This window comes from Kribbella voronezhensis, assembly GCF_004365175.1.
In the GTDB taxonomy this organism is placed as follows: Bacteria; Actinomycetota; Actinomycetes; order Propionibacteriales; family Kribbellaceae; genus Kribbella; species Kribbella voronezhensis.
The window spans coordinates 3,184,539-3,208,586 of sequence record NZ_SOCE01000001.1 but is presented as its reverse complement, the minus strand read 5'-3'; the positions used below and the strand labels follow the sequence as shown (position 1 = coordinate 3,208,586).

Below are 24,048 nucleotides of genomic sequence, written 5' to 3'. Positions count from 1 at the left end.
TCAGGCCTCCATCTTCTCGCGGGCGGCCTCGTAGGCCTCGCGGGGTTGCACCGTGCGCTTCTCGATCCGCTTCTCGATATCCTTGCCGACGGCAACCACTCGCTGGACGAAGACGCCCGGCAGGTGGATCTCGTCGGGGTCCAGCTCACCAGGCTGGACCAGTTCCTCGACCTGCGCGATCGTGATCCGGCCGGCCATCGCGGCCAGCGGGTTGAAGTTGCGCGCGCTCCGGTCGAAGACGAGATTCCCGTGCGTGTCGCCCTTCAGCGCGTGCACCAGGCCGAAGTCCGTCGTGATGGAGTCCTCCAGCACGTACGTCGTACCGTTGATCTCGCGGGTCTCCTTCGGCTCCGAGGCCTTCGCCACCGTGCCGTCGGTGTTGTACTTCTGCGGCAGGCCGCCCTCGGCCACCTGGGTGCCGACGCCGGCGAGCGTGAAGAACGCGGCGATCCCGCAACCACCGGCGCGCAACTTCTCCGCCAGCGTGCCCTGCGGGGTCAGCTCCACCTCCAGTTCGCCGGAGAGGAACTGCCGGGCGAACTCCTTGTTCTCCCCGACGTACGACGACGTCATCTTCGCGATCCGCTTGTCCGCGAGCAGGATTCCGAGCCCCCAGTCGTCGACGCCGCAGTTGTTCGACACGACGCTGAGCCCGCTCACCCCCTTCGCGTGCAACGCGCTGATCAGCTCCATCGGATTGCCGCACAGCCCGAAGCCGCCGACCGCGAGGCTCGCGCCGTCACCGATGTCGTCGACCGCGGCCCGCGGCGACTCATACGTCTTGTCCATCAGGCTGCTCCATTGCAGTTCGAGTGTCCGCTCGACTCTAACCAGCACCCGCACATCCGGCGAGACTCACCCACTGTGGGCCGAACCACAACTTCTCGTACTGCGTGGAAGTGCACCCGCTTCGCCCGTCCTGCGCCGGGGCTCGACCCACCCGCCCCGGGACGCCGCTCCTGCGGCGCGGCCGAAAACCGCGCGGGGGGTGCCGCCAGTTGTTCGCGTACTGAGCTCATCGCCGGGGGAAGTGTGCCCACTTAGCTGCGGATTCGGCCCCGAACCAAGCCGCTCAGCTGTTGGTCTTCAACTGGTGTTGGGTGTGAAGTTTGGTGAGCCAGGCGGCGAAGGCGCCGAGGTCTTCGACGTTGCTTTGGGGGATGTGGAGTCTGGTGCCGCGAGTGGAGGTGATGGTCAAGTAGGGGGCGGCGAGGCTGCTGCTGGTGGGCCTGACGAGAGTCGTGCCGTCGAACTCGGACCACGGGATCTGCCGCCACCAAGCGAAGCGGATGCCACTGGCGTTGACGGTCACTCGCGGGTGGCCGAGGAGGGCCAGGACGGCGAGCGCGCTACAGGCGGCGAGGAGTACGGCGAGGAGCGCCACCCGGATCGTGAACCAAGTGCCGCGGGTGTCGAGGTCCCGGACGACCGAGACGACCGGAATGCCGGCCAGCGTCAGCGCGATGACCAGCCCGCCGAAGGCCAGCGCGCGCCGGACCGCGAAGACCACTTGGCCGGAACGATAGAACTCCGCGTCCCAGGCGCCGATGTCCTGTTTTCCCATCACCATGTGTCGATCCCCTCCGGGCGTAGCTGTACTTGCGCGGTATCCGGCTGCCGACGATCGCCTCGAGCACCTGCTCCTCGGCGCGGAGCAGTGGAACAGCGCCCGCGACGAACAGCGGCCGCGGTGAGTACGGCGGCCACCGACCTCCTGTTATCCCTTCATATCAAGGGATAGCAGGCATATGCGTTAGGTTCGCCAGCGACGTATGAGGTGAGGTCAATCGCGGCCCGACGGGCTGTCGTCGAAGCACTGTTGCCATTGCCCGTTGGCACCTAGCATTGCGCGGTGCGATCCCCCTGTTTCCCCGCCGTGACCGTGACCGTGATCTGCGCTCTGGCTCTGTCCGGTTGCGGCGACGATGCCACGGCCAAGCCGCGGGCGTCCGATGCGTCCACGCCGGTCGCCTCGGCACCGGCGTCTGTGTCCCCGTCGTCACCCGCCCCCGTGTCCGCCTCGGTCTCGGCGCCGCCGACACCCCGCTCATCACCCACGCCCAGCCCATCTGCATCGAGGGGACCGCAGGCTCTCCCGAGCCCCGGCAACCCCGGCGGTGACGCCACGGTCCCCGCCGCGGCGCAGGCCGTCGACACCAGACGGCCCGACCGGGTCGTCGGCAAAGGCACGCCGGCCGGCTGTACGTCGGCGGCCGTGGTCTCGGCCGTGGCAGCCGGCGGGGTGATCACCTTCAACTGCGGGCCGGCCCCGGTGACGATCACCATGGAAGCCACCGCCAAGGTCCGCAACGACCACGGTCCGGACGTCGTACTCGACGGCGGTGGCCTGGTGACGCTCAGCGGCGGCGGCAAACGCCGCATTCTCTACCAGAACACCTGCGACGAGGCCCAGCGCTTCACCACTTCGCACTGCCAGGACCAGCCCACGCCCCGGCTGACCGTGCAGAACCTGACGTTCACCCGCGGCAACGCGACCGGCCAGACCGCCGAGGGCGGCGGCGGAGGGGCGATCTTCGTCCGCGGCGGGCGGCTGAAGGTGGTGAACTCCCGCTTCACCGACAACCGCTGCGACAGTACGGGCGCCGACCTGGGCGGCGCGGCGATCCGGGTGCTGTCGCAGTCGGAGAACCGGCCGGTGTACGTCGTGCACAGCACCTTCACCGGCGGACGATGCTCCAACGGCGGCGCGCTGAGCAGCATCGGCGTCTCGTGGACGGTGCTCAACAGCGTGTTCACCGGCAACCAGGCGATCGGCCGGGGCGCCAACCCGGCCAAGGCCGGCACCCCCGGAGGCGGCTCGGGCGGCGCGATCTACACCGACGGCAACACGTTCACCGTGAACGTCACGGGCACCGTGATCCGCGAGAACCACGCCAACGAGGGCGGCGGTGCGATCTTCTTCGTCAGCAACGACCGGACCGGCACGCTGACCATCGCCAGGTCGACGCTGAAGTCGAACCCCAGCGACGGCTTCGAGACCCAGCCGGGAATCTTCTTCCTGGGAGCGAAACTGAGCCGCTAGCTCTCCTCGGTCATGAGGTGGGTTGCACGCGGCCGATGGGTGTGAGTTCGGGCCTGATGGTGCCGACCCGGTGGTGGAACGGTCAGCGGTCAGCTTCCAGAACTGCCGACAGGCGTTATGCCGGTGGCAGAAGCCCTGCCGGATCATCGACGTGGAAAGGCATTCTGAGACGATGGATCTGGGGTTCGGCGGCGAAATTGCTGATCTGTATCACCGATACCGCCGCGGTTATCCGTCAGGGTTGATCGGCGCGTGTGTCGATGCGTTCTCGTTGAAGAGCGACGATCTCGTGATCGATCTCGGTTGTGGCACGGGGCAACTGGCAACACCGATCGCCCCGCATGTCCGGGCCGTGATAGGGGTCGATCCCGAACCGGACATGCTGTCCCGCGCCCGCTCAGCCGCCCAGGACCAGGGCGTCACGAATGTGGCGTGGATGGTCGGCAGCGACTCCGACCTTCCGCTGCTGCGATCGCTGTTGGCTGAACAGTCGGTTGGTGCTGTGACGATCGGACAAGCACTGCACTGGATGGACCATGAGGCGCTGTTTGCCGCGGTCGGTCCGCTCCTGCGTCCTGGAGGCGGTGTCATGGTCGTGGCCAACGGGATCCCGCTGTGGCTGCAGGACTCGGACTGGTCACGGGCGTTACGCGAATGGCTGTCCGACTGGTTCGGCACGCGTCCAGCCAACAGCTGCGGCACCGACAACGCAACGCAACAACGCTATCGCCAGAGCCTGACGGCCAATGGCTTCGAGGTCAGCAAGGTGGAGCTCGACTATGCCGACGAGCTCGACTTCGATCACCTACTCGGCGGGATCTACAGCGCGCTACCGGTCGACCGCCTTCCCTCGCCCAAGGAGCGTCCACAGCTCGCAGCGGAGCTCCGGGAAGTGCTTCGTCCCTATCGGCCGTACATCGAGCAGGTCCCGGTACGAGCCCTCCTCGGCACAAAGGTCGCGTGAGCAACCAACCAGCCGCGCGGCAGTAGCGTGCGGCGCCGCATGCAGAGCGGCATGACAGGGCGGGTTGCCCTGGCAAAACCATTGGTGAACCGACTTGCTCCGTTGATGTACTGAGGTGCAACCGTGAGTCTGCCCCGTGTCGGAGGTAGTAGTTGTGACGAGCTATAACGCGCTTGCCGAGGTGTACGAGTGGCTCATCTCGGATGCGAAGCTGGCCCCGGCCGAGTTCGCTGCGTCGTTCGACGACGTCCTCAGTCTCCTGCCGTCGAACGCTCACGTCCTCGATTGTTCGTGCGGAACCGGACAGTTGGCGGTCGGCCTGGCCGGTCTTGGCCTGCAGGTGGTCGCAACTGACGCCAGCGAAGCGATGGTTCGCCGGACTGCGGCGTTGGCTGAGGAATTCGGCGCACCTGTCCGGACAGTGCGGGCGGACTGGGAAGAGTTGCCCGACCATTTCGCTGACGGCACCTTCGACATGGTGTTCTGCGTTGGCAACTCGCTGCACCATGCCGTGGGTGCGAGAGGAAGGGTTGCTGCTCTGGAGTCGATGTCACGGCTTCTGCGCCGTGGGGGGCGCTTGGTACTCACCTCCCGCACCTGGGAACTCGTGCGGGCCAGAGGTTCCCGGCTGGACATCAGTGACCGTCTTGTCCGCCGGAACGGGCGCAATGCCGTCGTGGTCTACCGCTGGGAGATTGCGTCACAGTGGGAGGAGGAGCACCACATCGAGATCGCGGTCGCCCAAGTTGATGCGGCCGGCCCGGTTCTTGTCCGCTCGGAACTGCTGTCGTGCTGGCCCTACCGATACGACGAACTCACAGCCGAGTTGCACCAGGTCGGACTCCGGACGGAAAGGAGCACGTACGACCCTGAGGCCGAGAACTACATGGTGGTGGCGAGCAAGGTATAGACAACGGGCTCACAGTCCCTGGCCGGACCGCGCGGTTGCTCGCAGGAGGCGCGAGGCGGGCGCTCAGAACTCCAGTACGCCCCATTGGCTGGGTTTGTGCATGTCGACGACGTACTGCGGGGACCAGACCCAGAAGTCCTGCTCGTCCCCCTTGCGGTATTCGCCGTCCACAACTGAGTGGTTCCACTCGATGCGCATGAGGTTCATTCGCCACTCGTCGCCGGCGTCCGGGTGGGGCTTGCCTTGGTTGTACTGGGCCAGGTCGGTCCAGGGCAGAGCCAGCTCGACCGACCAGCCAGCATCAGTGTCCGACGGGTCGTTGAGGGTTCCGTCGATGTGTACTGCGGTACGCAGGCCGGGGAGGTTTGTCGGGCTCACCGCGACGCCGCCGTCGTCGTACGGCTTCGGCAGGGTGAGTTCCCACAGCGTGCTGAGCGGGTTGATCTCCAGCTCGTAGTAGTTGAGCCCGTCGCCGTCGGGGTCGAGGAACAGTTCGAAGTTGTTCTCTTCGTACAAGTAGGTGTTCTGCTCGGTCATGGTCGACCAGACGTGCGGCTCCTCGAGTTGGCCGCCGACGTACAGGAACTCGTCGTCGTACATCAGCTTCGCGCGGGTCCGGAACCGGGGCGCTGGGCTGTCGCCGCCGCGGATGTCGACGAAGTCGGTGGTCCACGGCGCAGTGTCCCAGGCGGGGTCGGTCAGGGTGCCGTCGAGGTTCGGTACTGCGGTGGTGCGGAGGCATTTGTAGCGGGGGAGTTCAGGCATCGGCTCGCTCCAAGCGTCCGGCGATCAGGTGTGCGACAAGGAAGGTGACGGCGGACAACACCGGTAGGACGAGCAGGCTCCACGTCGACGACAGGTGGTCCGTGAGGAAGGCCAACACGATCAGGAGCATGAACATCACGCCGAGGAACGCGACCAGCCGCGGATGTGGCATCGCGAGTTTGGTGAGCGCCAGGGCGGCGAGCACGATCGTGACGACCACGGTCAGGATCAGCAGCGGGAACCCCATCGCGCCACAGTTCGGCGTATCGCGGACCCGGTCGCAGCCCTGCTCGCTCAGCCAGATGCAGGCGATCGTGACGAACCCGGCGAGCAGCCCGACCACCGCGAGGATCAGCAGCGGCGGCAACGGCGGAGCGTCGTACCGCCCTTCGTCCGTCTCCTCCGCCGCCTCGGCGTCGGCCTCCTCGAGCGCTTCCTCCAGGTCGGCCGGCATCCCGTGCCCGACCTCGTCGGCCTCGCTCACGTCGTCACCCATGTCCGCAGGCTATCGACATCCGACCCACGACGACGCGACGGCCGCGTCACGAGCTCAGCAGGCGCACAGGCGGCGACCGGCGTACGGCGAGTCAGGTGGCGTTCAGCGCAGCGGTAACGGGCGACCGCAGGACGGCGAGTCAGGCGGCGCCCAGGGACGCGGCGACCGCCGTACGGAGGGCTTCGTCCGTCGGTACCGGGACGCCGGTCTCAGCGGCCAGTTCGGCCAGCGACGTCATCGTCACGTCGTGCAGGCCGCAGGTCGTGAATGTGTGAAAGACGCTCATGTCGGGGTCGCGGTTGATCGAGAACCCGTGGCTGGTGATGCCCCGCCTGATCCGCATCCCGATCGAACACAGCTTGCGGTGGTCCTCGGTCCAGACGCCGACCAGACTGCTCGCGCCTCTGGGCGTCTCGCGCCGGATCAGTGGGAACCCCAGCGACCCGAGCGCCTCGATCAGGCCGTTCTCGACCCAGCGGACCACGTCCGCCACACCGCGGCGCTTGAGGTCGATGACCAGATAGCCGACGAGCTGCCCAGGTCCGTGGTACGTCGCGAAGCCACCGCGGTCCACGGCAGCGGTCGGGATCGCCGCCGCCTCTGCGGGCAGGTCGGCCAGAGACGTGCGCGGGCCGTACGTGATCACCGGCGGATGACTCAGCAGGAACAACCGGTCCGCGGCCTCACCCTCGGTCCGCTCGGCGACCCACGTCGTCATCTCCTTGGCCGCAACCTCGTACTCGACCTCGCCGAGATCCACTCGCTGAATCACACTCACGACGCCAGCCTAGAACGGCCGCGAAATGAAGCGAGGGTGGTGACCGAATGGCCACCACCCTCATCTGTCGGGCTGACAGGATTTGAACCTGCGACCTCGTCGTCCCGAACGACGCGCGCTACCAAGCTGCGCCACAGCCCGAAGTCGGCGTTAGCTTACATGCGCCTACCGCTGGGACGAAATCGGGTTAATCCGCGGCACCAAAGTGAGCAGGGTCGCCTCCGGCCGGCAGGCGAAACGGACCGGCGCGTACGGCGAGGTGCCGAGGCCGGCCGACACGTGCAACGCCGCCTGGCGGCCGTTGTGACCCCAGCTGGTCAGACCCTTCACCCGGGACGTGTCGAGGTCGCAGTTCGTCACCAGGGCGCCGTAGATCGGTACCGCGAGTTGGCCGCCGTGGGTGTGCCCGGCGAGGACCAGCGGATACCCGTCGCCGACGAAACCGTTCAGGACCCGCTGGTACGGCGCGTGGGTGACCCCGATCGACAGGTCCGCCGTGGGATCCACCTCGCCCGCGACCTCGGCGTACCGGTCTCGCTTGATGTGCGGGTCGTCGGTGCCGGCGAAGTCCAGGCGCAGGCCGTTCACCTTGAGGGTGGTCTTCGCGTTGTTCAGGTCGGCCCAGCCGGCGTCGGTGAAGGCTTTGCGCATCTCCTCGAACGGGAGGTTCGGGCCGTGGGGTTTGTGCCGCTGCTTCTGGGCCGGGAGCAAGTAGTTGACCGGGTTCTTGAAGTGCGGCTTCCAGTAGTCGTTGGAGCCGAACACGAAGACACCGGGCAGGTCCAGCAGGGCGCCGTGCGCGCGGAGCAGCGGCAGCACCGAGTGCGGGCTGGAGAGGTTGTCGCCGGTGTTGACGACCAGGTCGGGCTCCAGCTGGGCGAGCTCGTTGACCCAGCGGATCTTGCGCTCCTGGTTCGGCATCAGGTGCAGGTCGGACAGGTGCAGCACCTTGACCGGGTCGGAGCCGGCCGGCAGCACCGGAACCGTGAAGCGGCGCAAGGTGTACCAGCGGACCTCGACCCCGGCCGCGTACGCGACGCAGGCCGCGCCGACGCCCGCGACGACGGCCGTGGTCTTCAACGTCCTGGCGGCAAGCCCCGTAAAACTCATTTCACCAGCCTGCCACAATCGTGCACATGTCCAACTCCGAACTGAAGCAGCGCCTGCACGACGACATGACCGCCGCCCTCAAGGCGCGCGACGAGATCCGCAAGTCGACCCTGCGGATGGCGCTGACGGCCGTGACGAAGGCGGAGGTGGCCGGCAAGGAGGCCCGCGAACTGTCCGACGCGGAGGTACTCGACGTACTGACCGCCGAGGCGAAGAAGCGCCGGGAGTCCGTGACGGCGTACCGCGAGGCAGGCCGGGCCGAGCTGGCCGACAAGGAGCAGGCCGAGGCGGACATCCTGGCCGAGTACCTTCCTGAGCAGTTGACCGCCGAGGAGATCGCCGCCCTCGTCACCGCAACCATCGCCGAAACCGGCGCGGCCGAACTCGGTCCTCGTGGAATCGGGAAGGTGATGGGCGCGCTCCAGCCGAAGGTCAAGGGCAAAGCGGATGGGGGCGCCGTCTCAGCCGAGGTCAAACGCCAACTCGCAGGCTGACTCGGCGCGGGTGTGGGGTGCCGCCCGCTTCGCCCCTCCTGCGTCGGGGCTCGATCCACCCGCCCCGGAACGCCGCTCCTGCGTCGCGGCTGAAACTGCGCGGGGTGCTGCCCGTCGTTCGGGTACTGAGCTCAGCGCGGGTGGGGTGCCGCCCGCTTCGCCCCTCCTGCGTCGGGGCTCGACCCACCCGCCCCGGAACGCCGCTCCTGCGTCGCGGCTGAAACTGCGCGGGGGTGCCGCGGGGGTGTTCGACTACTCGGCTCGTCGCGGACGTACGCCGGTTCGCCTCTTCTGCGTCGGGCTGGACCAACCCGCCCCGAGACGCCGCACCCTTGCGTCGGAGCACCCCAGCCGTCGAGGACCCGAGCCTCCCGCGTTGGGAGTCCCGGAGCGCCCGGTGGTGGCGCGAGCGCCAACCCTGTGAGGCACTGCGACGAGCGCGGGCCGCGATGCCGTTCTAGCCGCGACGGAGAAGCGGCGTCCCGGGGTGGGTCGAGTGCCGACGAAGGAGGCGCGAAGCGGGCGCGCCAACTCGCCGGCTGACTCGAACCGGTGTGCGGAGGTCAGCGGCCGCCGCAGTTGGGGTACTTCGGGTTCCAAGGTGGGCAGTTCGGCTTCGGTTTGCCTGGGCCACCGGGGGTGATCGGGGTGTTCGGTGGTTGCTGGCCCTTGGTGCCGTCGGAGATGTAGAGCGTGATGTTGGAGCCCTCGGGGGCTCCGTCGCTCTGGCGGGGGCTGGTCCACGCCACGGTGCCGGCTTGTTCGCCGGACTTCACCAGGCCGGGGGCGACCTGGGCGGTGAAGCCGGCTTCCTGGAGCTTGGTGGTGGCGTCCTGGGGAGACAGGCCGACGACGGAGGGGATGTCCTTCACGTCGCCGCGGACGGTCTTGTCGTCGGGCTGGGTGAAGTGGGTGGTCGGCAGGCCCTTGAGAGCGCCCCTCATGGCGTCCTCCCAGATCGGTCCGGCGACGCCGGAGCCGGAGACCTCGGAGAAGCTGAGCTCGCTGCCGTCGTGTGTCTGGCCGACCAGCGTCCTGGACGTCGGGTGCACGTCGGCCACCACCGAGGCGGCGGCCAGCCTGCTGGAGTACCCGGAGAACCAGACCGCCTTGTTGTCGTTGATCGTTCCGGTCTTGCCGGCCAGGTCGCTGGGGCCGAACTTCAGGTGTGCGCCGGTACCGCCCGGCTCCAGCACCTTGTTCAGCACATAGGTGGTGCCGTCGGCGACCTTCGCTTCGATCACCTGCTTGCAGTTGGGGCCGAAGTTGCCGATCGGCTTGCCGCTGGAGTTCAGCACGGCGGTGACACTGACCGGTACGCAGTACTTGCCGCGCGCGGCGAAGGTCGCGTAGGCGTTGGACAGCATCAGTGGGGTGACCAGACCGACGCCCAGCGTCATCGACACCACCTGCTGCAGCGGGTCACCGGTCTGGCCGTCCTTCATGCCGAGTGCCGCAGCGACCTTGGCGATCTGACAGAGCCCGACCTGCTCGGACAGCTGCAGGAAGTAGGTGTTGGTCGAGTGCTGGGCAGCCTGCACCATGGTCAGGTCGCCGCCGCCCTTGGTCGAGTTCTTCGGGTGGTAGTCGTCACCTGCCTGGGTGTATCCGTCACAGGTAGGGAACCTCGCGTTGCTCAGGTCCAGCGTGTCCGGCGAGTTGATCCGGTGGGTGGTCGGGAAGCCCTTCTGGATCGCGGCGGCGATCGTGAAGGCCTTCATCGTCGAACCGTTCTGGAAGCCGCCGTAGCCACCGGCGTACGACTTCTCGGTGTTGTAGTTGTACGCCGTCTCGTTCTTGCCGCCGCCGTACTTGCGGTTCTGGGCCATCGCCTTGACGATGCCGGTGCCCGGTTCGACGATCGTGACCGCCGAGATCGCCTGGTCGGTCGGCTTGGCGTTCTTGTTGATGGACGCCTGCGCCGCGGCCTGGATCCTCGGGTCGAGGCCGGTCTTGATCGTCAGGCCGGCGGTCTTGATGTAGTGCTCGGAGTCCTTCTTGGTCTTGCCGAACAGTTTGCTGTCGACCAGCTTCGACATCACCCATTCGCAGTAGAACGGGTACCTGCCGCTGGCGCAGCCGTTCGGGACCTTCTGCAGCTTCTTCGGGTCGATGACCGGGGTGCGGATCGCGTCGGCCGCCTGCTTGGCGGTGACGACGTTGAGCTCCTTCATCCGGTTGATCACCACGTCGCGACGGTCCTTCGCGCGCTTGGGCGAGTTGGTCGGGTCGTAGCCGGTCGGGTTCTTCACCAGGCCGGCCAGCATCGCGGCCTGCTGCAGGTTGAGCTGGGAGGCGTGCACGGAGAAGTAGTGCTGCGACGCGGCCTCGATGCCGTACGCGCCGTCGCCGAAGTTCGCCAGGTTCAGGTACTTCTCCAGGATCTCGTCCTTGGAGAACTGCTTCTCGACCGCCACCGCGTAGCGCAGCTCGGCGATCTTGCGCTGGTAGGTCTCGGCCGTGGCGGCCTTCACCTCAGCCTCGGTGCGCGCCTTCTCGATCAGGCTGAGCTTCACGAACTGCTGGGTGATGCTCGATCCACCCTGGGAGACGCCGCCGTCGCTCTGGTTGCGGATCAGCGCGCGCAAGGTGCCCTTCGCGTCCAGGGCGCCGTGCTGGTAGAACCGGTCGTCCTCGATCGAGACGATCGCCTTGCGCATGATCGGCGCCACCTGGCCCAGCTTCACCGGGATCCGGTTCTGCTCGAACAGGTCGGCGATCAGCGAGCCGTCGGCGGCGACCATCTTGCTCTTCACCGCGAGCGGGTCGGTCTTCAGCTCGACCGGCAGGTCCTGCAGGGTCTCGGCCGTCTTCTCGGTGCCGAACCCGGCCAGCCCCGCGAACGGGATCGCCAGCCCGGCGGCGAGAGCGCCGGACAGCACGCTCACTCCGAGGAACAGGACCACTGACTGGACGACGCCACGATCGCCTTTCTCCCTTACGCGCATGCGCAAAAGACTACGTGATCTAAGAGCCACGCCGAATTCGGCAACGTGATCTACCTCACGTCAACCCCAGCGCGCTCCCAGGCGTCAGGAGCGCCCGAAAACCGGCCCGTACTACGGCCTGCCGGCACCCGGGCCGGCCGAATTTCATCCAAAAGGACGACGGCCGGCCGAGCCCCGTCAAGGGACCCGACCGGCCGTCGAACGAACCCGGCTCAGCCGAAGCCGGTCTTGTCTCATCGACCCGGCTCAGCCGAAGCCGGACTTACCGACCCGGCTCAGCCGGCGAACGCCGTACCGGACTTGCTCAGGCGGCGAACTGGCGTGCGTCGACCTGGGCCGGTTCGAGCGCCAGCTCCAGCACCTGGCGTACGTCGCTCACGGGGTGAACCGTCAGCTCCGCCAGCACCGACTCCGGCACGTCCTCCAGGTCCGGCTCGTTGCGCTTCGGGATCAGGATCGTGGTGAGCCCGGCCCGGTGTGCCGCGAGCAGCTTCTGCTTCACGCCACCGATCGGGAGCACCCGTCCGGTCAGCGACACCTCACCGGTCATCGCGACCTCCGAGCGGACCGGCCGTCCCGACAGCAGCGACGCGAGCGCCGTCGTCATCGTGACACCCGCCGACGGACCGTCCTTCGGGACAGCGCCCGCCGGAACGTGGATGTGCGTGTTCCGCTCAGCCAGGTCCCCGACCGGCAACCCGAGCTCGGCACCGTGCGACCGCAGGTAGGACAGTGCGATCTGCGCCGACTCCTTCATCACGTCGCCGAGCTGACCCGTCAGCGTGACTCCGGTCGGACCGGTCTCCTTGTCCGCCAGTGACGCCTCGATGAAGAGCACGTCACCACCGGCACCGGTGACCGCAAGACCGGTCGCCACACCTGGCAGCGCAGTACGCTCAGCCGAATCCGGCGTGAACTTCGGCGTACCCAGGTAGCCCTTCAGGTCTCCCGCACTGATCGCCAGCGTCCCCAACTCCTCGCCCAGGGCGAGCTTGGCGGTCACCTTCCGCAGTACGCGGGCGATCGACCGTTCGAGCTGCCGTACGCCGGCCTCCCGGGTGTACTCGCCCGCGAGCAACCGCAGCGCCGAGTCGTCGATGCTGACCTCGTCGGTACCCAGCCCGGCCCGGTCCAGCTGCCGTGGCAGCAGGTGGTCGCGAGCGATGGTGACCTTCTCGTCCTCGGTGTACCCGTCCAGCTGCACCAGTTCCATCCGGTCCAGCAGCGGTGCGGGGATCGAGTCGAGCACGTTCGCCGTGGCCAGGAAGACCACGTCGGACAGGTCCAGCTCGACCTCCAGGTAGTGGTCCCGGAAGGTGTGGTTCTGGGCCGGGTCGAGCACCTCCAGCAGGGCGGCCGTCGGGTCACCCCGGTAGTCCGCGCCCACCTTGTCGATCTCGTCCAGCAGCACCACCGGGTTCATCGAACCGGCCTCGGTGATCGCCCGGACGATCCGGCCCGGTAGCGCACCGACGTACGTCCGCCGGTGACCGCGGATCTCGGCCTCGTCCCGCACACCACCCAGTGCGACCCGGACGAACTTGCGGCCCATCGCACGGGCCACGGACTCGCCCAGCGAGGTCTTACCCACGCCAGGAGGACCGACCAAGGCCAGTACTGCGCCGCTGCGGCGTCCACCGACGACCCCGAGCCCGCGGTCCGCCCTGCGGCGCCGTACGGCGAGGTACTCGGTGATGCGCTCCTTCACGTCGTCCAGACCGGCGTGGTCCGCGTCCAGGATCGCGCGGGCCTCACGGAGGTCGTAGCCGTCCTCGGTCCGCTCGTTCCACGGCATCTCGAGGACTGTGTCCAGCCAGGTCCGGATCCAGCCGACCTCGGGGGACTGCTCCGCCGTCCGCTCCAGCTTGTCGACCTCGGCGAGCGCGGCCTTGCGGACGTGCTCGGGCAGGTCGGCCGCCTCGACGCGGGCGCGGTAGTCCTCTTCCTCGGACTCGGCCTTGCCGTCCAGCTCGGCCAGCTCCTTGCGGATCGCGGCCATCTGCTGGCGCAGCAGGAACTCCCGCTGCTGCTTCTCCATGCCCTCCTGGACGTCCTTCTGGATCGTCTCGGAGACCTCGAGCTCGGCGAGGTGGTCCTTCACCCAGCCGATCAGCTTGGCCAGCCGCTCGGACACGTCCGGCGTCTCCAGCAGCCAGCTCTTCTGCTCGTTCGTCAGGTACGACGCGTAGCCGGCCAGGTCGGACAGCTCCGCCGGGTCGTTCACCTGCTTGACGGAGTCGATCACCTGCCAGGCTCCGCGGCGCTGCAGAACGGTGGTCACCAACTGCTTGTACTCGCGGGCCAGTTCGCCCGACTTGTCGTTCGTGGTCTCGTCGAGGACGGTCGCGCCGACCCAGAGAGCAGCACCGGGACCAGTGGTCCCCGCACCGATCTGGACCCGGGCGACACCCCGGATGACCGCTGCCTGGGCACCGCCCGGCAGCCGGCCGATCTGCTCGATTTCACCGAGCGTCCCGGCCTTGGCATATTTCCCGTCCAGCCGCGGCACCAGCAGGACCTGGTCCTGACCGGAGGCCTGCGCGGCATCGATGGCGGCGCGCGCCTCGGTGTCGGCCAGCCGTACCGGCACGACCATTCCAGGCAGGACCACGACGTCGTCGAGCGGCAGAACAGGAAGATTCAACGTCTCAGTCACGCTGTCACACCCTCAGATCGAAAATTGAGTCTGACAGGCTCAACCAGCGGTCCCACCTGGTCATTCCCGCCCGATCGAGGCGTTCGCTGAGGGTGAAAAGCCGATTCTCAGCGGTAAAGGGCCGGTGACCCGAGATCTAGGAGGCGGTGAGGAGCTCGCCGATGGTGCGGAGGCCGGTGAGGTCGTGGATGTCGTCGGGGAGGGCCGGGACGTCGACGGTGGGGATCGACCTGTGGCCGCGGTGGAACCGGTCGGCGCGCTTACGGTCGCTGACGACCTGCTGCATCTTGTCGGCGTGCAACCGCAGTACGGCGGCGGTCAGTTCCGACTTGCCGGCTTCTTCGAGCTTCTCGGCCGCAGCCAGCGAACGCTCGGCCGACAACTCCGGCACGTGCGTGGTGGTCACTCGGTTGAGTACTACGCCGGCCAGCGGCATCTTCTCGGCGCGCAGCCGCTCGGTGAAGTACGACGCCTCCCGCAGCGCGTCGTTCTGCGGCGCCGCCACCACCAGGAACGCGGTGTGCGGCTCACGCAGCAGAGCCACTGTCTTGTCGGCTCGCTCCCGGAACCCGCCGAACAACGTGTCGAACGCCGCAACGAAAGTCTGTACGTCGGTGAGCACCTGCGCGCCGAGCACCTTGTTCATCACCGACATCGCCAGATTCACACCGGCCGACATCAACCGCATCGGCCCACGAGCCGGCGCCAGCAGCAACCGCAGGAACCGCCCCTCCAGCAGCGACGCCAGTCGCTCGGGCGCGTCCAGGAAGTCCAGCGCCGACCGCGACGGCGGGGTGTCCACGACGATCAGGTCCCACTCGCCGGTCCGCTCGGCCTGCTTGTGCAACTGCCCGAGCTTCTCCATCGCCATGTACTCCTGGGTGCCGGCGAAGGACGAGGAAAGCGCCATGTAGAAGGGATTCGCGAGGATCTGCTCGGCTTTCGCCGGGGTGGCATGCGCGAGCACCACCTCGTCGAAGGTGCGCTTCATGTCCAGCATCATCGCGTCCAGCCGGCCGCCGTTCGCCGGGTCCACCTCGGCGACGGCGCGCGGGGTGTTGTCGAGTTCGGTCAGTCCCAGCGCCTGCGCCAGCCGCCGGGCCGGGTCGATCGTCAGTACGACGACCTTCCGGCCGCGCTCGGCGGCCCGCAGTCCCAACGCGGCCGCGGTCGTCGTCTTGCCGACGCCGCCCGAACCGCAGGTAACGATGATCCGGGTCTGCGGGTCGTCGATCAGGGCATCGAGATCCAGCGTGCTCATGACCGCAGCTCCTCGGCGAGGTCGAACAGGGCGCCGTGGTCGATCCCGTCCGGCAGCAACGCCAGCTCGGTCACTTTCTTGCCCAAGGCATCGATCCGGTCGCGGTTCTCCCGTTCCAGCCCGACCCGTACGGCGTGGTCGTGTGCCTCCGCGGCCAAGGTCGTCACCATCTCCTTGCCTGCGGTGATGCCGGCGGCCTTCAGTCCGCGGGTCAACTCGGCGGCGGGCAGTTTCTCCTTCACCGCAAGGGCAAGCGTCTCGTCGTCGAGCGGACTCCGCCGGACCATGTTCACCACGATCGACCCGATCCGCAGGTCGATCGCCTCCAGTTGCTGCACCGCGTCGAGTGTCTCCTGGACCGGCATCTCCTCGAGCAGCGTCACCAGGTGCACCCGGGTCACGTCGGAGCGGAGCATGCCCATGATCGCGTCCGCCTGGTTGCGGATCGGGCCGACCTTGGCCAGCCCGGCCACCTCGTGGTTGACGTTGAGGAAGCGGCCGATCCGCCCGGTCGGCGGAGCATCCAGCACGACCGCGTCGTACGCGAGCCGTCCGTGCGCCTTCCGCCGGGTGGCCTCGTAGACCTTGCCGGTGAGCAGGACGTCGCGCAGTCCCGGGGCGATCGTGGTGACGAAGTCGACGGCGCCCACCTTGTCGAGTGCCTTCCCGGCGCGGCCGAGGTGGTAGTACATGTCGAGGTACTCCAGCAGTGCCGCCTCGGCGTCGACCGCGAGCGCGTACACCTCGCCACCGGCCGGGCCGACCGCGATCCGGCGTTCGACGTACGGCAGCGGCGGTACGTCGAACAGCTGCGCGAGCCCTTGCCGCCCCTCGACCTCCACCAGCAGGACGCGCTTGCCCTCGTCGGCCAGCGCGAGCGCCATGGCGGCGGCCACTGTCGTCTTCCCGGTGCCGCCCTTGCCGGTCACCACATGCAGCCTCGCCATGCCCCCAGCGTAGGACCCCCGAAGTAGCCACTGCGCACAGCACTCTCACCGTGGAGCCGGTTAGAGTCCATCTCATGAAGAAGTTCGAGTACTTCACCGCGCCACTGCTGGTCCACTCGACCAAGGAGATCCTGGACAACTTCGGTCAGGACGGCTGGGAGCTGGTCCAGGTCGTCCCGGGCCTCAACCCGGAGAACCTGGTCGCCTACTTCAAGCGGGAGATCACCGAATCATGAGCCACCCCGAGGAGAAGCTCGCCGAGCTCGGCCTGAAGCTGCCCGAGGTGGCCAAGCCGGTCGCCGCGTACGTGCCCGCGGTACGGACCGGCAACCTGGTCTACACCTCCGGTCAGCTCCCGCTGCGCGAGGGCAGCCTGATCGCCACCGGCAAGAACGGCGACTCCGTCGATCCCGCCGTCGGCGTCGACTGCGCCCAGCAGTGCGCGCTGAACGCCCTGGCCGCGATCAAGGCGGAGATCGGCGACCTGGCGAACATCACCCGGATCGTCAAGGTCGTCGCCTTCGTCGCCTCGACCCCGGACTTCACCGGCCAGCCGCAGGTCGCCAACGGCGCCTCCGAGCTGCTCGGCCAGGTCTTCGGCGAAGCCGGCCAGCACGCCCGCAGCGCCGTCGGCGTACCGGTGCTGCCCTTGGACGCCCCGGTCGAGGTCGAACTGATCGTCGAGGTCAGCTGACCGACGTACCGACGACGCCTTGCCTGGACCAGGTGGACCAGGCAGGGCGTCGACCGTCCGAGCCGGAGGTGCCATGGTCCGGGACCTGAAATCACAACTCCTCTCCGGCCGGATGGCCGCCGAGGCGCTCGCCTTCACGCGCGAACGCCGCACGCCGGCCGGGCCGCGTCCGGCTGCGACGGTGATCCTGTTGCGCGACACCGCCGACGGTCCCGAGGTCTATCTACTGCGGCGCCAGCAGTCGATGGCGTTCGCCGCCGGGATGACCGTGTTCCCCGGCGGCCGGGTGGACCCCACGGATTCGAGCATCGCCGACTCCTGGTCGGGGCCGCCGCCTGCCTGGTTCGGTGAGCGACTCGGTTGCCCGCCCGACACGGCCGCGGCGTACGTGGCCGCCGCAGTACGGGAAACGTTCGAGGAATCCGGCGTTCTGCTCGCCGGCCCGTCCACCGAATCCGTCGTGGCCGACACCACCGGCGACGACTGGGAGGCCGACCGGGTCGCCCTGGAGTCCCGCGAGCTCGGATTCGCCGACTTCCTGCACCGGCGGGGCCTGGTACTGCGTGCTGATCTGCTGGGCGCCTGGGCGCACTGGATCACCCCTGAGTTCGAGCCCCGGCGCTACGACACCGCTTTCTTCGTCGCGGCCCTCCCGGCCGGCCAGATCACCCGCGACGTGACGAGCGAGTCCGACCAGGTCGCCTGGCTGCGCCCGGCCGACGCCGTCCGGGCTGTCGAAGCGGGCGAGTTGCTGATGCTCCCGCCGACATACCTGTGCTGCCGCGACCTGATCCCGTACGCCGCGGTCGCGGATGCCCTGGCGGCTGCTGCCGGTCGCGAGATCCGGGCGATCCAGCCGACCATCCGGGTCGAGGACGACGACCTGGTCTACCTGGAGACGACATGACCGCCGAAGTAGTCACGCCGTACGCGACCCGCGTGCTCGCCGCCAATCCGGGTCCGATGACGCTGGACGGGACGAACACCTGGATCCTGCGGGCGCCGGAGTCCTCGCGGGCCGTCGTGGTGGATCCCGGGCCGATGCTGGAGGAGCACCTGCGCGCAGTACTGGAAGCGGTCGCGCCCGCCACCGTGGACCTGGTGCTGTTGACGCACGGGCATTTCGATCACTCCGAAGGCGCTGCCTGGTTCGCGGCGCAGGCGAACTGCCCGGTCCGTTCGGTCGACCCGGCCTTCCGGATCCCGACCGACCACGCCCACGGCCTGGCCGAAGGGGACGTGATCGGGGCGGACGGCCTGCGCATCGAAGTACTGCCGACGCCCGGGCACACGATGGACTCGGTCTGCTTCTGGCTGCCCGACGACGGTTCCCTGCTGACCGGCGACACGGTCCTCGGCCGCGGTACGTCGGTGGTGGCGCACCCGGATGGTGCCCTGGGCCCCTATCTGGAGTCGCTCGAAAGCCTTCGTGCGTTCGCGAACTCACCCGCCGGCGTGGAGCGCCTGCTGCCCGGCCACGGCCCGGTGATCGAGGATCCGGGCGCGGTCCTGTCCTTCTATCTCAACCACCGCCGTGAACGCCTCGCCCAGGTCCGCGAAGCCGTTGCCCACGGCCACAAGACGGCCGAAGCCGTCGTGGCCCACGTCTACGCCGACGTGGACCCGATCCTCTGGCCGGCCGCTGAGCGCTCGGTGCGCGCCCAGCTCGACTACTTGAACGGCTAGGTCAGCGGGCGCGACGCTGCAGGCGGTCGACGTCCAGCAGGACGACAGAGCGCGGCTCCAGCCGGACCCAGCCGCGGGACGCGAAGTCGGCGAGCGCCTTGTTGACGGTCTCGCGGGAGGCGCCGACCAGTTGGGCGAGCTCCTCCTGGGTGAGGTCGTGGTGGACGTGGACGCCATCGTCGGCGGTCCGGCCGAAGCGGCTGGCCAGGTCGAGCAGGGCCTTCGCGACGCGGCCCGGTACGTCCGAGAAGACCAGGTCGGCGACCACGTCGGAGACCTTGCGGAGCCGGGACGCCAGCTGCAGCAGCAGACCTCGCGCTACTGCCGGGCGACCGTCCAGCCAGCGGAGCAGTTCGTCGTGGGTCAGCGACATCAGCGACGCGTCGGTGACGGCCGTGACGGTCGCGGAGCGCGGTCCGGGATCGAACAGGGACAGCTCGCCGAACATCTGGCCGGGGCCGAGGACGGCGATCAGGTTCTCCCGGCCGTCGGCCGAGGTGCGGCCGAGCTTGACCTTGCCCTCCACCACGACGAACAGCCGGTCACCGGAGTCGCCTTCGTGGAACAGCACCTGGCCGCGGCGCAGGCGGCTCTCGGTCATCGACGAGGCGAGCGCTTCGGCTGCGTCGTCGTCGAGCTGACTGAACAGCGGTGCCTGTCGGAGCACTGCGGCGTCCACGAATGGGCCTCCTCGGACCTAAACCACGTACGTTCGGACCAGCTACGAGCCGGCCCGGCGCCAGGTCATCACCACCCGGTCGCCCCAAAACCGTAGCCCCTCGGGTAGCCGAACCGCCACGTAGGCCTGTCGGGACGCGCCGGGAGGGCACTGTCAGGCGCTAGCCGGTGACGTCCAGAGCCGTGCCGTACAGGCGGCTGACCTTCAGCCGGATGACGAGCCGGCGCTCGGCGACGAGCTGGTCGAAGAACGCCTGACCGAGACCGGCCTGGGCTTCCGCCGGCAGCATGGCGAGCAGTTCCTTGCCGACGGCATCACCAGGTGTCGTGGTCAGGTCCGAGATCTCGGCTTCCCCTTCGGCCACGGCGAACGACCAGTGATCGGCGGCCGAGACGTGCAACGCTGCGCGCGGGTCGTTGCGCAGCTGCTTCACCTTGACCCGGTCCGCCGTGGTGGAGAACCGGACGATCCGCGCGGCCGGGTCCCAGTTGTAGAGCATCGTGGTCAGATGCGGGTGCCCACTGCGCTTGTTGGTGGCCAGTACGCCGAATTGCTGCTCCATGAGCAGAGCGGACAGCGCCTCGTCGGCGAGCACGCGCGGCGCGGGGCCGCCTTCGTCGTCGGTCATGTGAGTCTCCCGTTGGTCAAGGGCTGATCGGCGAGCCAGTTGCCGTGGAACCCGTACGGCACCCGGACCGGGAGGTGGATCGTCGCCACCGGCGGGGCGGCCAGGTCGGTGGCGTCGACGATCACCAGATCGCTGGTGTCGGAGGCGGCGTCGTAAACATAGGTCATCAGCCAGCCGTCACCACCGGGACGGTCGTCGGCAGGAACGAAGGCGGCCTCGCCCGGCGTACGGCCCGGGCCGAACTCGTGCGCCGTGACCGCCCCGTCGTGCAGGTCGTACCGGATCAGTGCACCTTGCGAGACAGCCCCGGTGGGAGTCCGGGAGACGGTGGCGTGGCCGTGCCGGGAATCCAGGCCGGCGAGGCGGTCGTCGATGCGCGGGAACTCGGCCGGGCGGTCGTGCAACTGCTCTTCGCGGACGGTGCCCGTCGTCAGGTCGATGGTCCAGCGCCACAAGGTCGCGTGCTGCGCATCCTTGCCGTCCTTGCGGAACAGCTCCGGGTAGCGCATGACGTGCAGGACGATCTGCTCGTGGCCGTCGGGGCTGGTCCGGTCGTGAGCATTGAGGGTGTGGAAGACGTAGCAGGGATCGATGGAGAACCAGCGAACCTCGCCGTACGGGTCCGAGCGCCGCAGTACGCCGAGGCGCGCGCCGTACCCGTCGTTCCAGCGGAACGGCATGCCGCCGCCCGAGCGGGCCGTCTCCAGGTCGAAGACGACGGGCAGATCCATGAAGACGACGTGGTTCGCGGAGAGGTTGAAGTCGTGGTTCATCGTGGCGGCCGGTACGTCGACCGGCCGGCTGATCACCAGCTCGCCCGTCGCGTCCGCCCGGTGGTACGTCAGGTACGGCGCGGTCAGGCTGTAGCCGAAGAAGTGCAGCTCACCCGTGGCCGGACAGGTCTTCGGGTGCGCGGTCATTGCCGTGTGCAACTTGCCGCCGAAGTCGTACGAACCGACGGTGTCCAGCTCGCAGGTCAGTTCGTACGGGTAGGAGGACTCGACCAGGGCCAGTGTCCGGCCGGCATGCCGTACGACGTGGGTGTTCGCCGTACCCGCCGTCAGATCCAGGGTGCCGTCGATGTCGTTGACCTTGGCGCCGTCGGTGAAGGTCGACGTACGGACCCAGCGGTTGCGGTACGACACCGCCCGGCCCGCCTCGATCCGGACACCGTGGATCATGCCGTCGCCGAAGAACCAGTGGCCGGAGGCAGCATCGTGCGGATTGGGACCGTTGCGCAGGTACCAGCCGGTCAGCCCGGGCGGGATCCGGCCGGTCACCGGCAGGTCGTAGGCGGTCAGTTCGGTTTCGACGGGTGCGTAGTTGCCGGCCAGGTGCGGTGCGGGAGCGGTGTGCACGACAGGTCCGATCTCCTCGGGAAGGGCTTCAGTGGGTCCGGAGCTGGGCGGCCTTGGCCTGAATGTGCGCCACGTAGCGAAGGGTGAAGACCATCGGTACGACGAAGCCGGCGACCTGGACGAGGGTCCGGGCTGTCGAGCCGGAGTCCGCGAGGGCGGCGAGGGCGACCGCGGTCACGGCGAAGCAGGCGGTCCAGACGGCGGTGATGATCACGTTGGTTCGGACGAACAGCGGCTGGTCCCAGAACTCGCGGGGCGTTGTCTGCTTGGCGATGCCCAGGGTGAAGGGCTTGCGGACGGCCAGCGAGATGCCGGCGATCAGGGCGAGGGTGGCCGACGAAAGGGCCGGCGTGTAGGGGTGCAGTCCGCTGTCCGGGCTGGTGAAGGCGAGGACGGTGACGGCGGCGAAGAAGACGGCCGACCCGAGCTCGATGATCTGGGCGTCGAGGGTGCGGCCGGCGCGGGTCTGCTGGGCGACCAGGCCGATCGAGAGGACCAGGGCGATCAGCGCCGCCCAGTTCCAGTGCGCGGACGGGATGAGCGCGTAGACGATCCACGGGGCGAAGGTCCGCAAGTACGACATGAGGGTGTGCTCCCTAGGTGGCGGCCGATCGGACATTCCGATCGCGACATGTCAAAAGTAGAAGGTCAACTCTGGACATGTCAAGAGTGGAAGGTAAGCTGCTCGGTATGAGCCTGCGTCACGCCCTGCTCGGGCTGCTGGTCGACCATCCCGCCAGCGGCTACGACCTGCTGAAAACGTTCGACACCTCGCTGGCCAACGTCTGGCCGGCCACCCAGAGCCAGATCTACGGCGAACTGGCGAAGCTCGCCGACGCCGGTCTGATCGTGGTCTCCGAGCAGGGCCCGCGCGGCCGCAAGGAGTACACGCTGACCGATCCCGGCCTGGCCGAACTGCGCCGCTGGCTGACCGAGACCGAGCCGCAGCGCACCACTCGGAGCGATGTTCTGCTCAGGGTGTTCTTCCTCGGCGTCCTCACACCCCGGCAGGCCCGCGACTACCTCGACGGCCAGGCGGCCCACGCCGCCGAGTTGCACGCCAACTTGGAAGCTCTGGACGATTCGATCGACTGGGACGACGACGATCTGTCCGTCTACGGCCGCATCGCACTGGAGTACGGCCGGCGTTTCGCCGCGATGCAACGGGATTGGGCCCGCTGGGCGCTCACCCAGGTCAAGAGCAAGTAAGCGCCCGCGAGGCTCAGCTGTCGAGCGGCAGAAGTTCCGATCCCCAGTTGTACGTGCGCGAGGCGCCGGTGCTGCTGCCCAGGTAGTTGAGGGCGGACAACGGGGTCGCCTCGCCGCCCGCCGGATTCCGCAGCCTGCTGGTCTCCTGGTACTGCGAGACGTTGTATGCGTACTTCCCGACCACCTGGATGCACACGGTCCAGGTGTAGGTGCCCGCGCTCAGGTAGATGGTGCGCGAGTTCCATTCGACCAGCCTGTCGACGAATTACGACCAGAGGTAGTTGCCCTTGGCAAGGTAGATCTTGCGCTGGACGCAGATCGGCGCGGAGCCCACTGGCGCGTAGTTGTCGAGGTAGCTGTTCTGCGACAGGTAGGCACTGTCGGCCGCGGCGGCCGGGACGGTGGTGAAGCCGGCCGCTGTCGCCGCCAGCACGACGGTGGCCAGGATCTTTCGGGGGATTCGCATGGGTGTCCGATCTCAGAAGTCGTTGCGGTGGTCCTGCGCCCAGGTGGCGAAGGAACGGGCGGGGTGGCCGGTGAGTTCTTCGACGGTGCCGGTCAGTTGGACGGGCTTGCCGTCGTTGGACTTCCACCAGTTGAGCAGCGCGTCGGCGTACGGCTCCGGGACGTAGTCGGCCATCGCCTTCTTCCAGTACTCGGGAGTGACCTGCTCGATGCTGATGGTCCGGCCGGTGGCAGCGGCGAGCTGGTCGATCTGCTCGGCGAACGTGAGCGATTCGGGACCGCTCAGGATGTACTCACGCTGCTGGAACCGCGGCTCGGTCAGCACTACGAAGGCAGCCTCGGCGACGTCGCGTTCGTGGATGGGATCGTTGTGCGAGTTGGGGAACGGCAGGCTGACCGGGCGGCCGGACTTGATCGACCAGGCCCAGGCGCCGGCGTTGGCCGCGAACGAGCCGGGCCGCAGGATCGTCGTGGCGATCGAGGATGTCCGGACGGCGTTCTCGACGTCCAGGTGTGACTTCGCGAGGTGGTCGGTCCCGGCGTCGGGGCCGAGGACCGCCGCGGTCGACAGCACCACGATGTGCCGTACGCCGGCGGCCTCCGCCTCGGCGACGAACTCGGTGATGTGCGCCGCCGAGGCGTACAGGAAGACCGAGTCGATCCCGGCCAGGGCTGCTGCGAAGGTCGTCGGATCAGTCAGGTCGAGCTTGATCGCCGGGACACCCGGGGGTGGATCGAGCTTGCCGGGATCGGCCGAGGCGACACGGACGGCGTGGTCGTGCTCGACGAGCTGGGTGGTCAGGTGGGTGGCGACCGCGCCGCGGCCGCCGGTGACGAGAATCATGATGGTCCTTGAGAGTCAGTGGTGCTGGGCGGGAGTTGTCGGGGGAGCAGCCAGGCCACGCGGCAACTCGGAACGCCGAGGGCGAGCGCGTAGCTGGAGCCGGGCCCTTGCAC

The 24,048-nt window shown here is 68.3% G+C and carries 26 protein-coding genes and 1 tRNA gene; 9 read left to right on the top strand and 18 right to left on the bottom strand.

The window, feature by feature from the left end; translation table 11 throughout:
• Both EV138_RS14620 and EV138_RS14615 read right to left on the bottom strand, forming a co-directional pair.
• Entirely contained in the window at positions 1-789 is a 789-nt protein-coding gene (locus tag EV138_RS14620; protein ID WP_133979492.1) for a CoA transferase subunit A, read from the bottom strand.
• 283 nt (positions 790-1,072) lie between these two features.
• On the bottom strand, positions 1,073-1,570 hold the full coding sequence (locus EV138_RS14615) for a hypothetical protein (protein WP_133979491.1): 498 nt from the start codon (positions 1,568-1,570) through the stop codon (positions 1,073-1,075).
• A gap of 282 nt (positions 1,571-1,852) precedes the next feature.
• On the opposite strand from EV138_RS14615, the gene EV138_RS14610 reads away from it, so the two are divergent.
• The 3 genes from EV138_RS14610 to EV138_RS14600 all read left to right on the top strand — a co-directional run bounded on the left by EV138_RS14610 (position 1,853) and on the right by EV138_RS14600 (position 4,917).
• Entirely contained in the window at positions 1,853-3,043 is a 1,191-nt protein-coding gene (locus EV138_RS14610) for a hypothetical protein (RefSeq protein WP_238158140.1), read from the top strand.
• Positions 3,044-3,215: 172 nt separating this feature from the next.
• On the top strand, positions 3,216-4,007 hold the full coding sequence (locus EV138_RS14605) for a class I SAM-dependent methyltransferase (RefSeq protein WP_133979490.1): 792 nt from the start codon (positions 3,216-3,218) through the stop codon (positions 4,005-4,007).
• Between the two features lie 154 nt (positions 4,008-4,161).
• Entirely contained in the window at positions 4,162-4,917 is a 756-nt protein-coding gene (locus EV138_RS14600; protein ID WP_133979489.1) for a class I SAM-dependent methyltransferase, read from the top strand.
• 63 nt (positions 4,918-4,980) lie between these two features.
• On the opposite strand, the gene EV138_RS14595 is transcribed toward EV138_RS14600, so the two are convergent.
• The 5 genes from EV138_RS14595 to EV138_RS14575 all read right to left on the bottom strand — a co-directional run bounded on the left by EV138_RS14595 (position 4,981) and on the right by EV138_RS14575 (position 8,066).
• Positions 4,981-5,682: a carbohydrate-binding family 9-like protein gene (locus EV138_RS14595; protein ID WP_133979488.1), complete on the bottom strand. Its 702-nt coding sequence runs from the start codon at positions 5,680-5,682 to the stop codon at positions 4,981-4,983.
• Positions 5,675-6,178, bottom strand: coding sequence for a hypothetical protein (locus EV138_RS14590; protein WP_202866718.1), 504 nt, complete (start codon positions 6,176-6,178; stop codon positions 5,675-5,677). Before EV138_RS14590 ends, EV138_RS14595 begins: the two co-directional genes overlap by 8 nt.
• A 139-nt stretch (positions 6,179-6,317) precedes the next feature.
• A complete protein-coding gene (lipB, locus tag EV138_RS14585) occupies positions 6,318-6,956 on the bottom strand; it encodes a lipoyl(octanoyl) transferase LipB (RefSeq protein ID WP_133979487.1) in 639 nt (212 codons plus the stop codon).
• 67 nt (positions 6,957-7,023) lie between these two features.
• Positions 7,024-7,097, bottom strand: a tRNA-Pro gene (locus EV138_RS14580).
• 24 nt (positions 7,098-7,121) lie between these two features.
• Positions 7,122-8,066 (bottom strand): metallophosphoesterase, encoded by a 945-nt coding sequence (locus EV138_RS14575; protein WP_133979486.1) that lies wholly within the window; start codon positions 8,064-8,066, stop codon positions 7,122-7,124.
• Between the two features lie 26 nt (positions 8,067-8,092).
• Here EV138_RS14575 and EV138_RS14570 point away from each other — a divergent pair, with 26 nt between their 5' ends.
• Entirely contained in the window at positions 8,093-8,560 is a 468-nt protein-coding gene (locus tag EV138_RS14570; RefSeq protein ID WP_133979485.1) for a GatB/YqeY domain-containing protein, read from the top strand.
• A gap of 563 nt (positions 8,561-9,123) precedes the next feature.
• Here the strand turns inward: EV138_RS14570 and EV138_RS14565 are convergent.
• The 4 genes from EV138_RS14565 to bagA form a co-directional block, all read right to left on the bottom strand.
• The gene (locus tag EV138_RS14565) at positions 9,124-11,508 is read right to left on the bottom strand and encodes a penicillin-binding protein (protein WP_133979484.1); all 2,385 of its coding nucleotides are present in this window, start codon (positions 11,506-11,508) and stop codon (positions 9,124-9,126) included.
• A 304-nt stretch (positions 11,509-11,812) separates the two neighbouring features.
• The gene (gene lon, locus EV138_RS14560; protein ID WP_133979483.1) at positions 11,813-14,164 is read right to left on the bottom strand and encodes an endopeptidase La; all 2,352 of its coding nucleotides are present in this window, start codon (positions 14,162-14,164) and stop codon (positions 11,813-11,815) included.
• A 136-nt stretch (positions 14,165-14,300) separates the two neighbouring features.
• Complete coding sequence (gene bagB / locus EV138_RS14555; protein ID WP_133979482.1) at positions 14,301-15,425, bottom strand: ArsA family ATPase; 1,125 nt, start codon at positions 15,423-15,425, stop codon at positions 14,301-14,303.
• The gene (gene bagA / locus EV138_RS14550) at positions 15,422-16,372 is read right to left on the bottom strand and encodes an ATPase BagA (protein WP_133979481.1); all 951 of its coding nucleotides are present in this window, start codon (positions 16,370-16,372) and stop codon (positions 15,422-15,424) included. The genes bagB and bagA overlap by 4 nt, the downstream gene beginning before the upstream one ends.
• Positions 16,373-16,446: 74 nt before the next feature.
• Here bagA and sp36 point away from each other — a divergent pair, with 74 nt between their 5' ends.
• The 4 genes from sp36 to EV138_RS14535 all read left to right on the top strand — a co-directional run bounded on the left by sp36 (position 16,447) and on the right by EV138_RS14535 (position 18,752).
• Positions 16,447-16,608, top strand: coding sequence for a Sp36 family protein (gene sp36, locus EV138_RS37280; protein WP_012918129.1), 162 nt, complete (start codon positions 16,447-16,449; stop codon positions 16,606-16,608).
• Positions 16,605-17,066 carry a RidA family protein gene (locus tag EV138_RS14545; protein WP_133979480.1) on the top strand — a complete coding sequence of 154 codons (462 nt, stop codon included), beginning with the start codon at positions 16,605-16,607 and terminating at the stop codon, positions 17,064-17,066. The genes sp36 and EV138_RS14545 overlap by 4 nt, the downstream gene beginning before the upstream one ends.
• Before the next feature lie 73 nt (positions 17,067-17,139).
• Positions 17,140-17,973: an NUDIX hydrolase gene (locus tag EV138_RS14540; protein WP_133979479.1), complete on the top strand. Its 834-nt coding sequence runs from the start codon at positions 17,140-17,142 to the stop codon at positions 17,971-17,973.
• A complete protein-coding gene (locus EV138_RS14535; RefSeq protein ID WP_133979478.1) occupies positions 17,970-18,752 on the top strand; it encodes an MBL fold metallo-hydrolase in 783 nt (260 codons plus the stop codon). The genes EV138_RS14540 and EV138_RS14535 overlap by 4 nt, the downstream gene beginning before the upstream one ends.
• A 1-nt stretch (position 18,753) precedes the next feature.
• On the opposite strand, the gene EV138_RS14530 is transcribed toward EV138_RS14535, so the two are convergent.
• The 4 genes from EV138_RS14530 to EV138_RS14515 form a co-directional block, all read right to left on the bottom strand.
• A complete protein-coding gene (locus EV138_RS14530; RefSeq protein ID WP_112241576.1) occupies positions 18,754-19,431 on the bottom strand; it encodes a Crp/Fnr family transcriptional regulator in 678 nt (225 codons plus the stop codon).
• Between the two features lie 160 nt (positions 19,432-19,591).
• Entirely contained in the window at positions 19,592-20,059 is a 468-nt protein-coding gene (locus EV138_RS14525) for a pyridoxamine 5'-phosphate oxidase family protein (protein ID WP_133979477.1), read from the bottom strand.
• Positions 20,056-21,417: a carotenoid oxygenase family protein gene (locus EV138_RS14520; protein WP_202866717.1), complete on the bottom strand. Its 1,362-nt coding sequence runs from the start codon at positions 21,415-21,417 to the stop codon at positions 20,056-20,058. The genes EV138_RS14525 and EV138_RS14520 overlap by 4 nt, the downstream gene beginning before the upstream one ends.
• A gap of 28 nt (positions 21,418-21,445) precedes the next feature.
• Complete coding sequence (locus EV138_RS14515) at positions 21,446-22,000, bottom strand: DUF3159 domain-containing protein (protein ID WP_133979475.1); 555 nt, start codon at positions 21,998-22,000, stop codon at positions 21,446-21,448.
• Between the two features lie 107 nt (positions 22,001-22,107).
• Between EV138_RS14515 and EV138_RS14510 the strand changes: the two genes are divergently transcribed.
• Positions 22,108-22,626, top strand: a complete 519-nt coding sequence (locus EV138_RS14510; protein WP_133979474.1) for a PadR family transcriptional regulator — start codon at positions 22,108-22,110, stop codon at positions 22,624-22,626.
• 13 nt (positions 22,627-22,639) lie between these two features.
• Here EV138_RS14510 and EV138_RS14505 read toward each other — a convergent pair whose 3' ends face one another.
• The 3 genes from EV138_RS14505 to EV138_RS14495 all read right to left on the bottom strand — a co-directional run bounded on the left by EV138_RS14505 (position 22,640) and on the right by EV138_RS14495 (position 23,935).
• Positions 22,640-22,822 (bottom strand): hypothetical protein, encoded by a 183-nt coding sequence (locus EV138_RS14505; RefSeq protein ID WP_133979473.1) that lies wholly within the window; start codon positions 22,820-22,822, stop codon positions 22,640-22,642.
• 69 nt (positions 22,823-22,891) lie between these two features.
• A complete protein-coding gene (locus EV138_RS14500; protein WP_133979472.1) occupies positions 22,892-23,092 on the bottom strand; it encodes a hypothetical protein in 201 nt (66 codons plus the stop codon).
• Positions 23,093-23,104: 12 nt separating this feature from the next.
• Entirely contained in the window at positions 23,105-23,935 is an 831-nt protein-coding gene (locus EV138_RS14495; RefSeq protein ID WP_202866716.1) for an NAD(P)H-binding protein, read from the bottom strand.
• Between the last annotated feature and the right edge of the window lie 113 nt (positions 23,936-24,048).

Bases quoted from the DNA above. Each gene is read 5' to 3' on its own strand.
- EV138_RS14495 (WP_202866716.1), bottom strand. From the start codon at position 23,935: ATGATTCTCGTCACCGGCGGCCGCGGCGCGGTCGCCACCCACCTGACC.
- EV138_RS14540 (WP_133979479.1), top strand. From the start codon at position 17,140: ATGGTCCGGGACCTGAAATCACAACTCCTCTCCGGCCGGATGGCCGCC.
- bagA (WP_133979481.1), bottom strand. From the start codon at position 16,372: ATGGCGAGGCTGCATGTGGTGACCGGCAAGGGCGGCACCGGGAAGACG.
- EV138_RS14545 (WP_133979480.1), top strand. From the start codon at position 16,605: ATGAGCCACCCCGAGGAGAAGCTCGCCGAGCTCGGCCTGAAGCTGCCC.
- EV138_RS14590 (WP_202866718.1), bottom strand. From the start codon at position 6,178: ATGGGTGACGACGTGAGCGAGGCCGACGAGGTCGGGCACGGGATGCCG.
- EV138_RS14515 (WP_133979475.1), bottom strand. From the start codon at position 22,000: ATGTCGTACTTGCGGACCTTCGCCCCGTGGATCGTCTACGCGCTCATC.
- EV138_RS14575 (WP_133979486.1), bottom strand. From the start codon at position 8,066: ATGAGTTTTACGGGGCTTGCCGCCAGGACGTTGAAGACCACGGCCGTC.
- EV138_RS14525 (WP_133979477.1), bottom strand. From the start codon at position 20,059: ATGACCGACGACGAAGGCGGCCCCGCGCCGCGCGTGCTCGCCGACGAG.
- EV138_RS14620 (WP_133979492.1), bottom strand. From the start codon at position 789: ATGGACAAGACGTATGAGTCGCCGCGGGCCGCGGTCGACGACATCGGT.
- sp36 (WP_012918129.1), top strand. From the start codon at position 16,447: ATGAAGAAGTTCGAGTACTTCACCGCGCCACTGCTGGTCCACTCGACC.
- EV138_RS14565 (WP_133979484.1), bottom strand. From the start codon at position 11,508: ATGCGCGTAAGGGAGAAAGGCGATCGTGGCGTCGTCCAGTCAGTGGTC.
- bagB (WP_133979482.1), bottom strand. From the start codon at position 15,425: ATGAGCACGCTGGATCTCGATGCCCTGATCGACGACCCGCAGACCCGG.
- EV138_RS14605 (WP_133979490.1), top strand. From the start codon at position 3,216: ATGGATCTGGGGTTCGGCGGCGAAATTGCTGATCTGTATCACCGATAC.
- EV138_RS14615 (WP_133979491.1), bottom strand. From the start codon at position 1,570: ATGGTGATGGGAAAACAGGACATCGGCGCCTGGGACGCGGAGTTCTAT.
- EV138_RS14570 (WP_133979485.1), top strand. From the start codon at position 8,093: ATGTCCAACTCCGAACTGAAGCAGCGCCTGCACGACGACATGACCGCC.
- EV138_RS14535 (WP_133979478.1), top strand. From the start codon at position 17,970: ATGACCGCCGAAGTAGTCACGCCGTACGCGACCCGCGTGCTCGCCGCC.
- EV138_RS14595 (WP_133979488.1), bottom strand. From the start codon at position 5,682: ATGCCTGAACTCCCCCGCTACAAATGCCTCCGCACCACCGCAGTACCG.
- EV138_RS14510 (WP_133979474.1), top strand. From the start codon at position 22,108: ATGAGCCTGCGTCACGCCCTGCTCGGGCTGCTGGTCGACCATCCCGCC.
- EV138_RS14500 (WP_133979472.1), bottom strand. From the start codon at position 23,092: ATGCGAATCCCCCGAAAGATCCTGGCCACCGTCGTGCTGGCGGCGACA.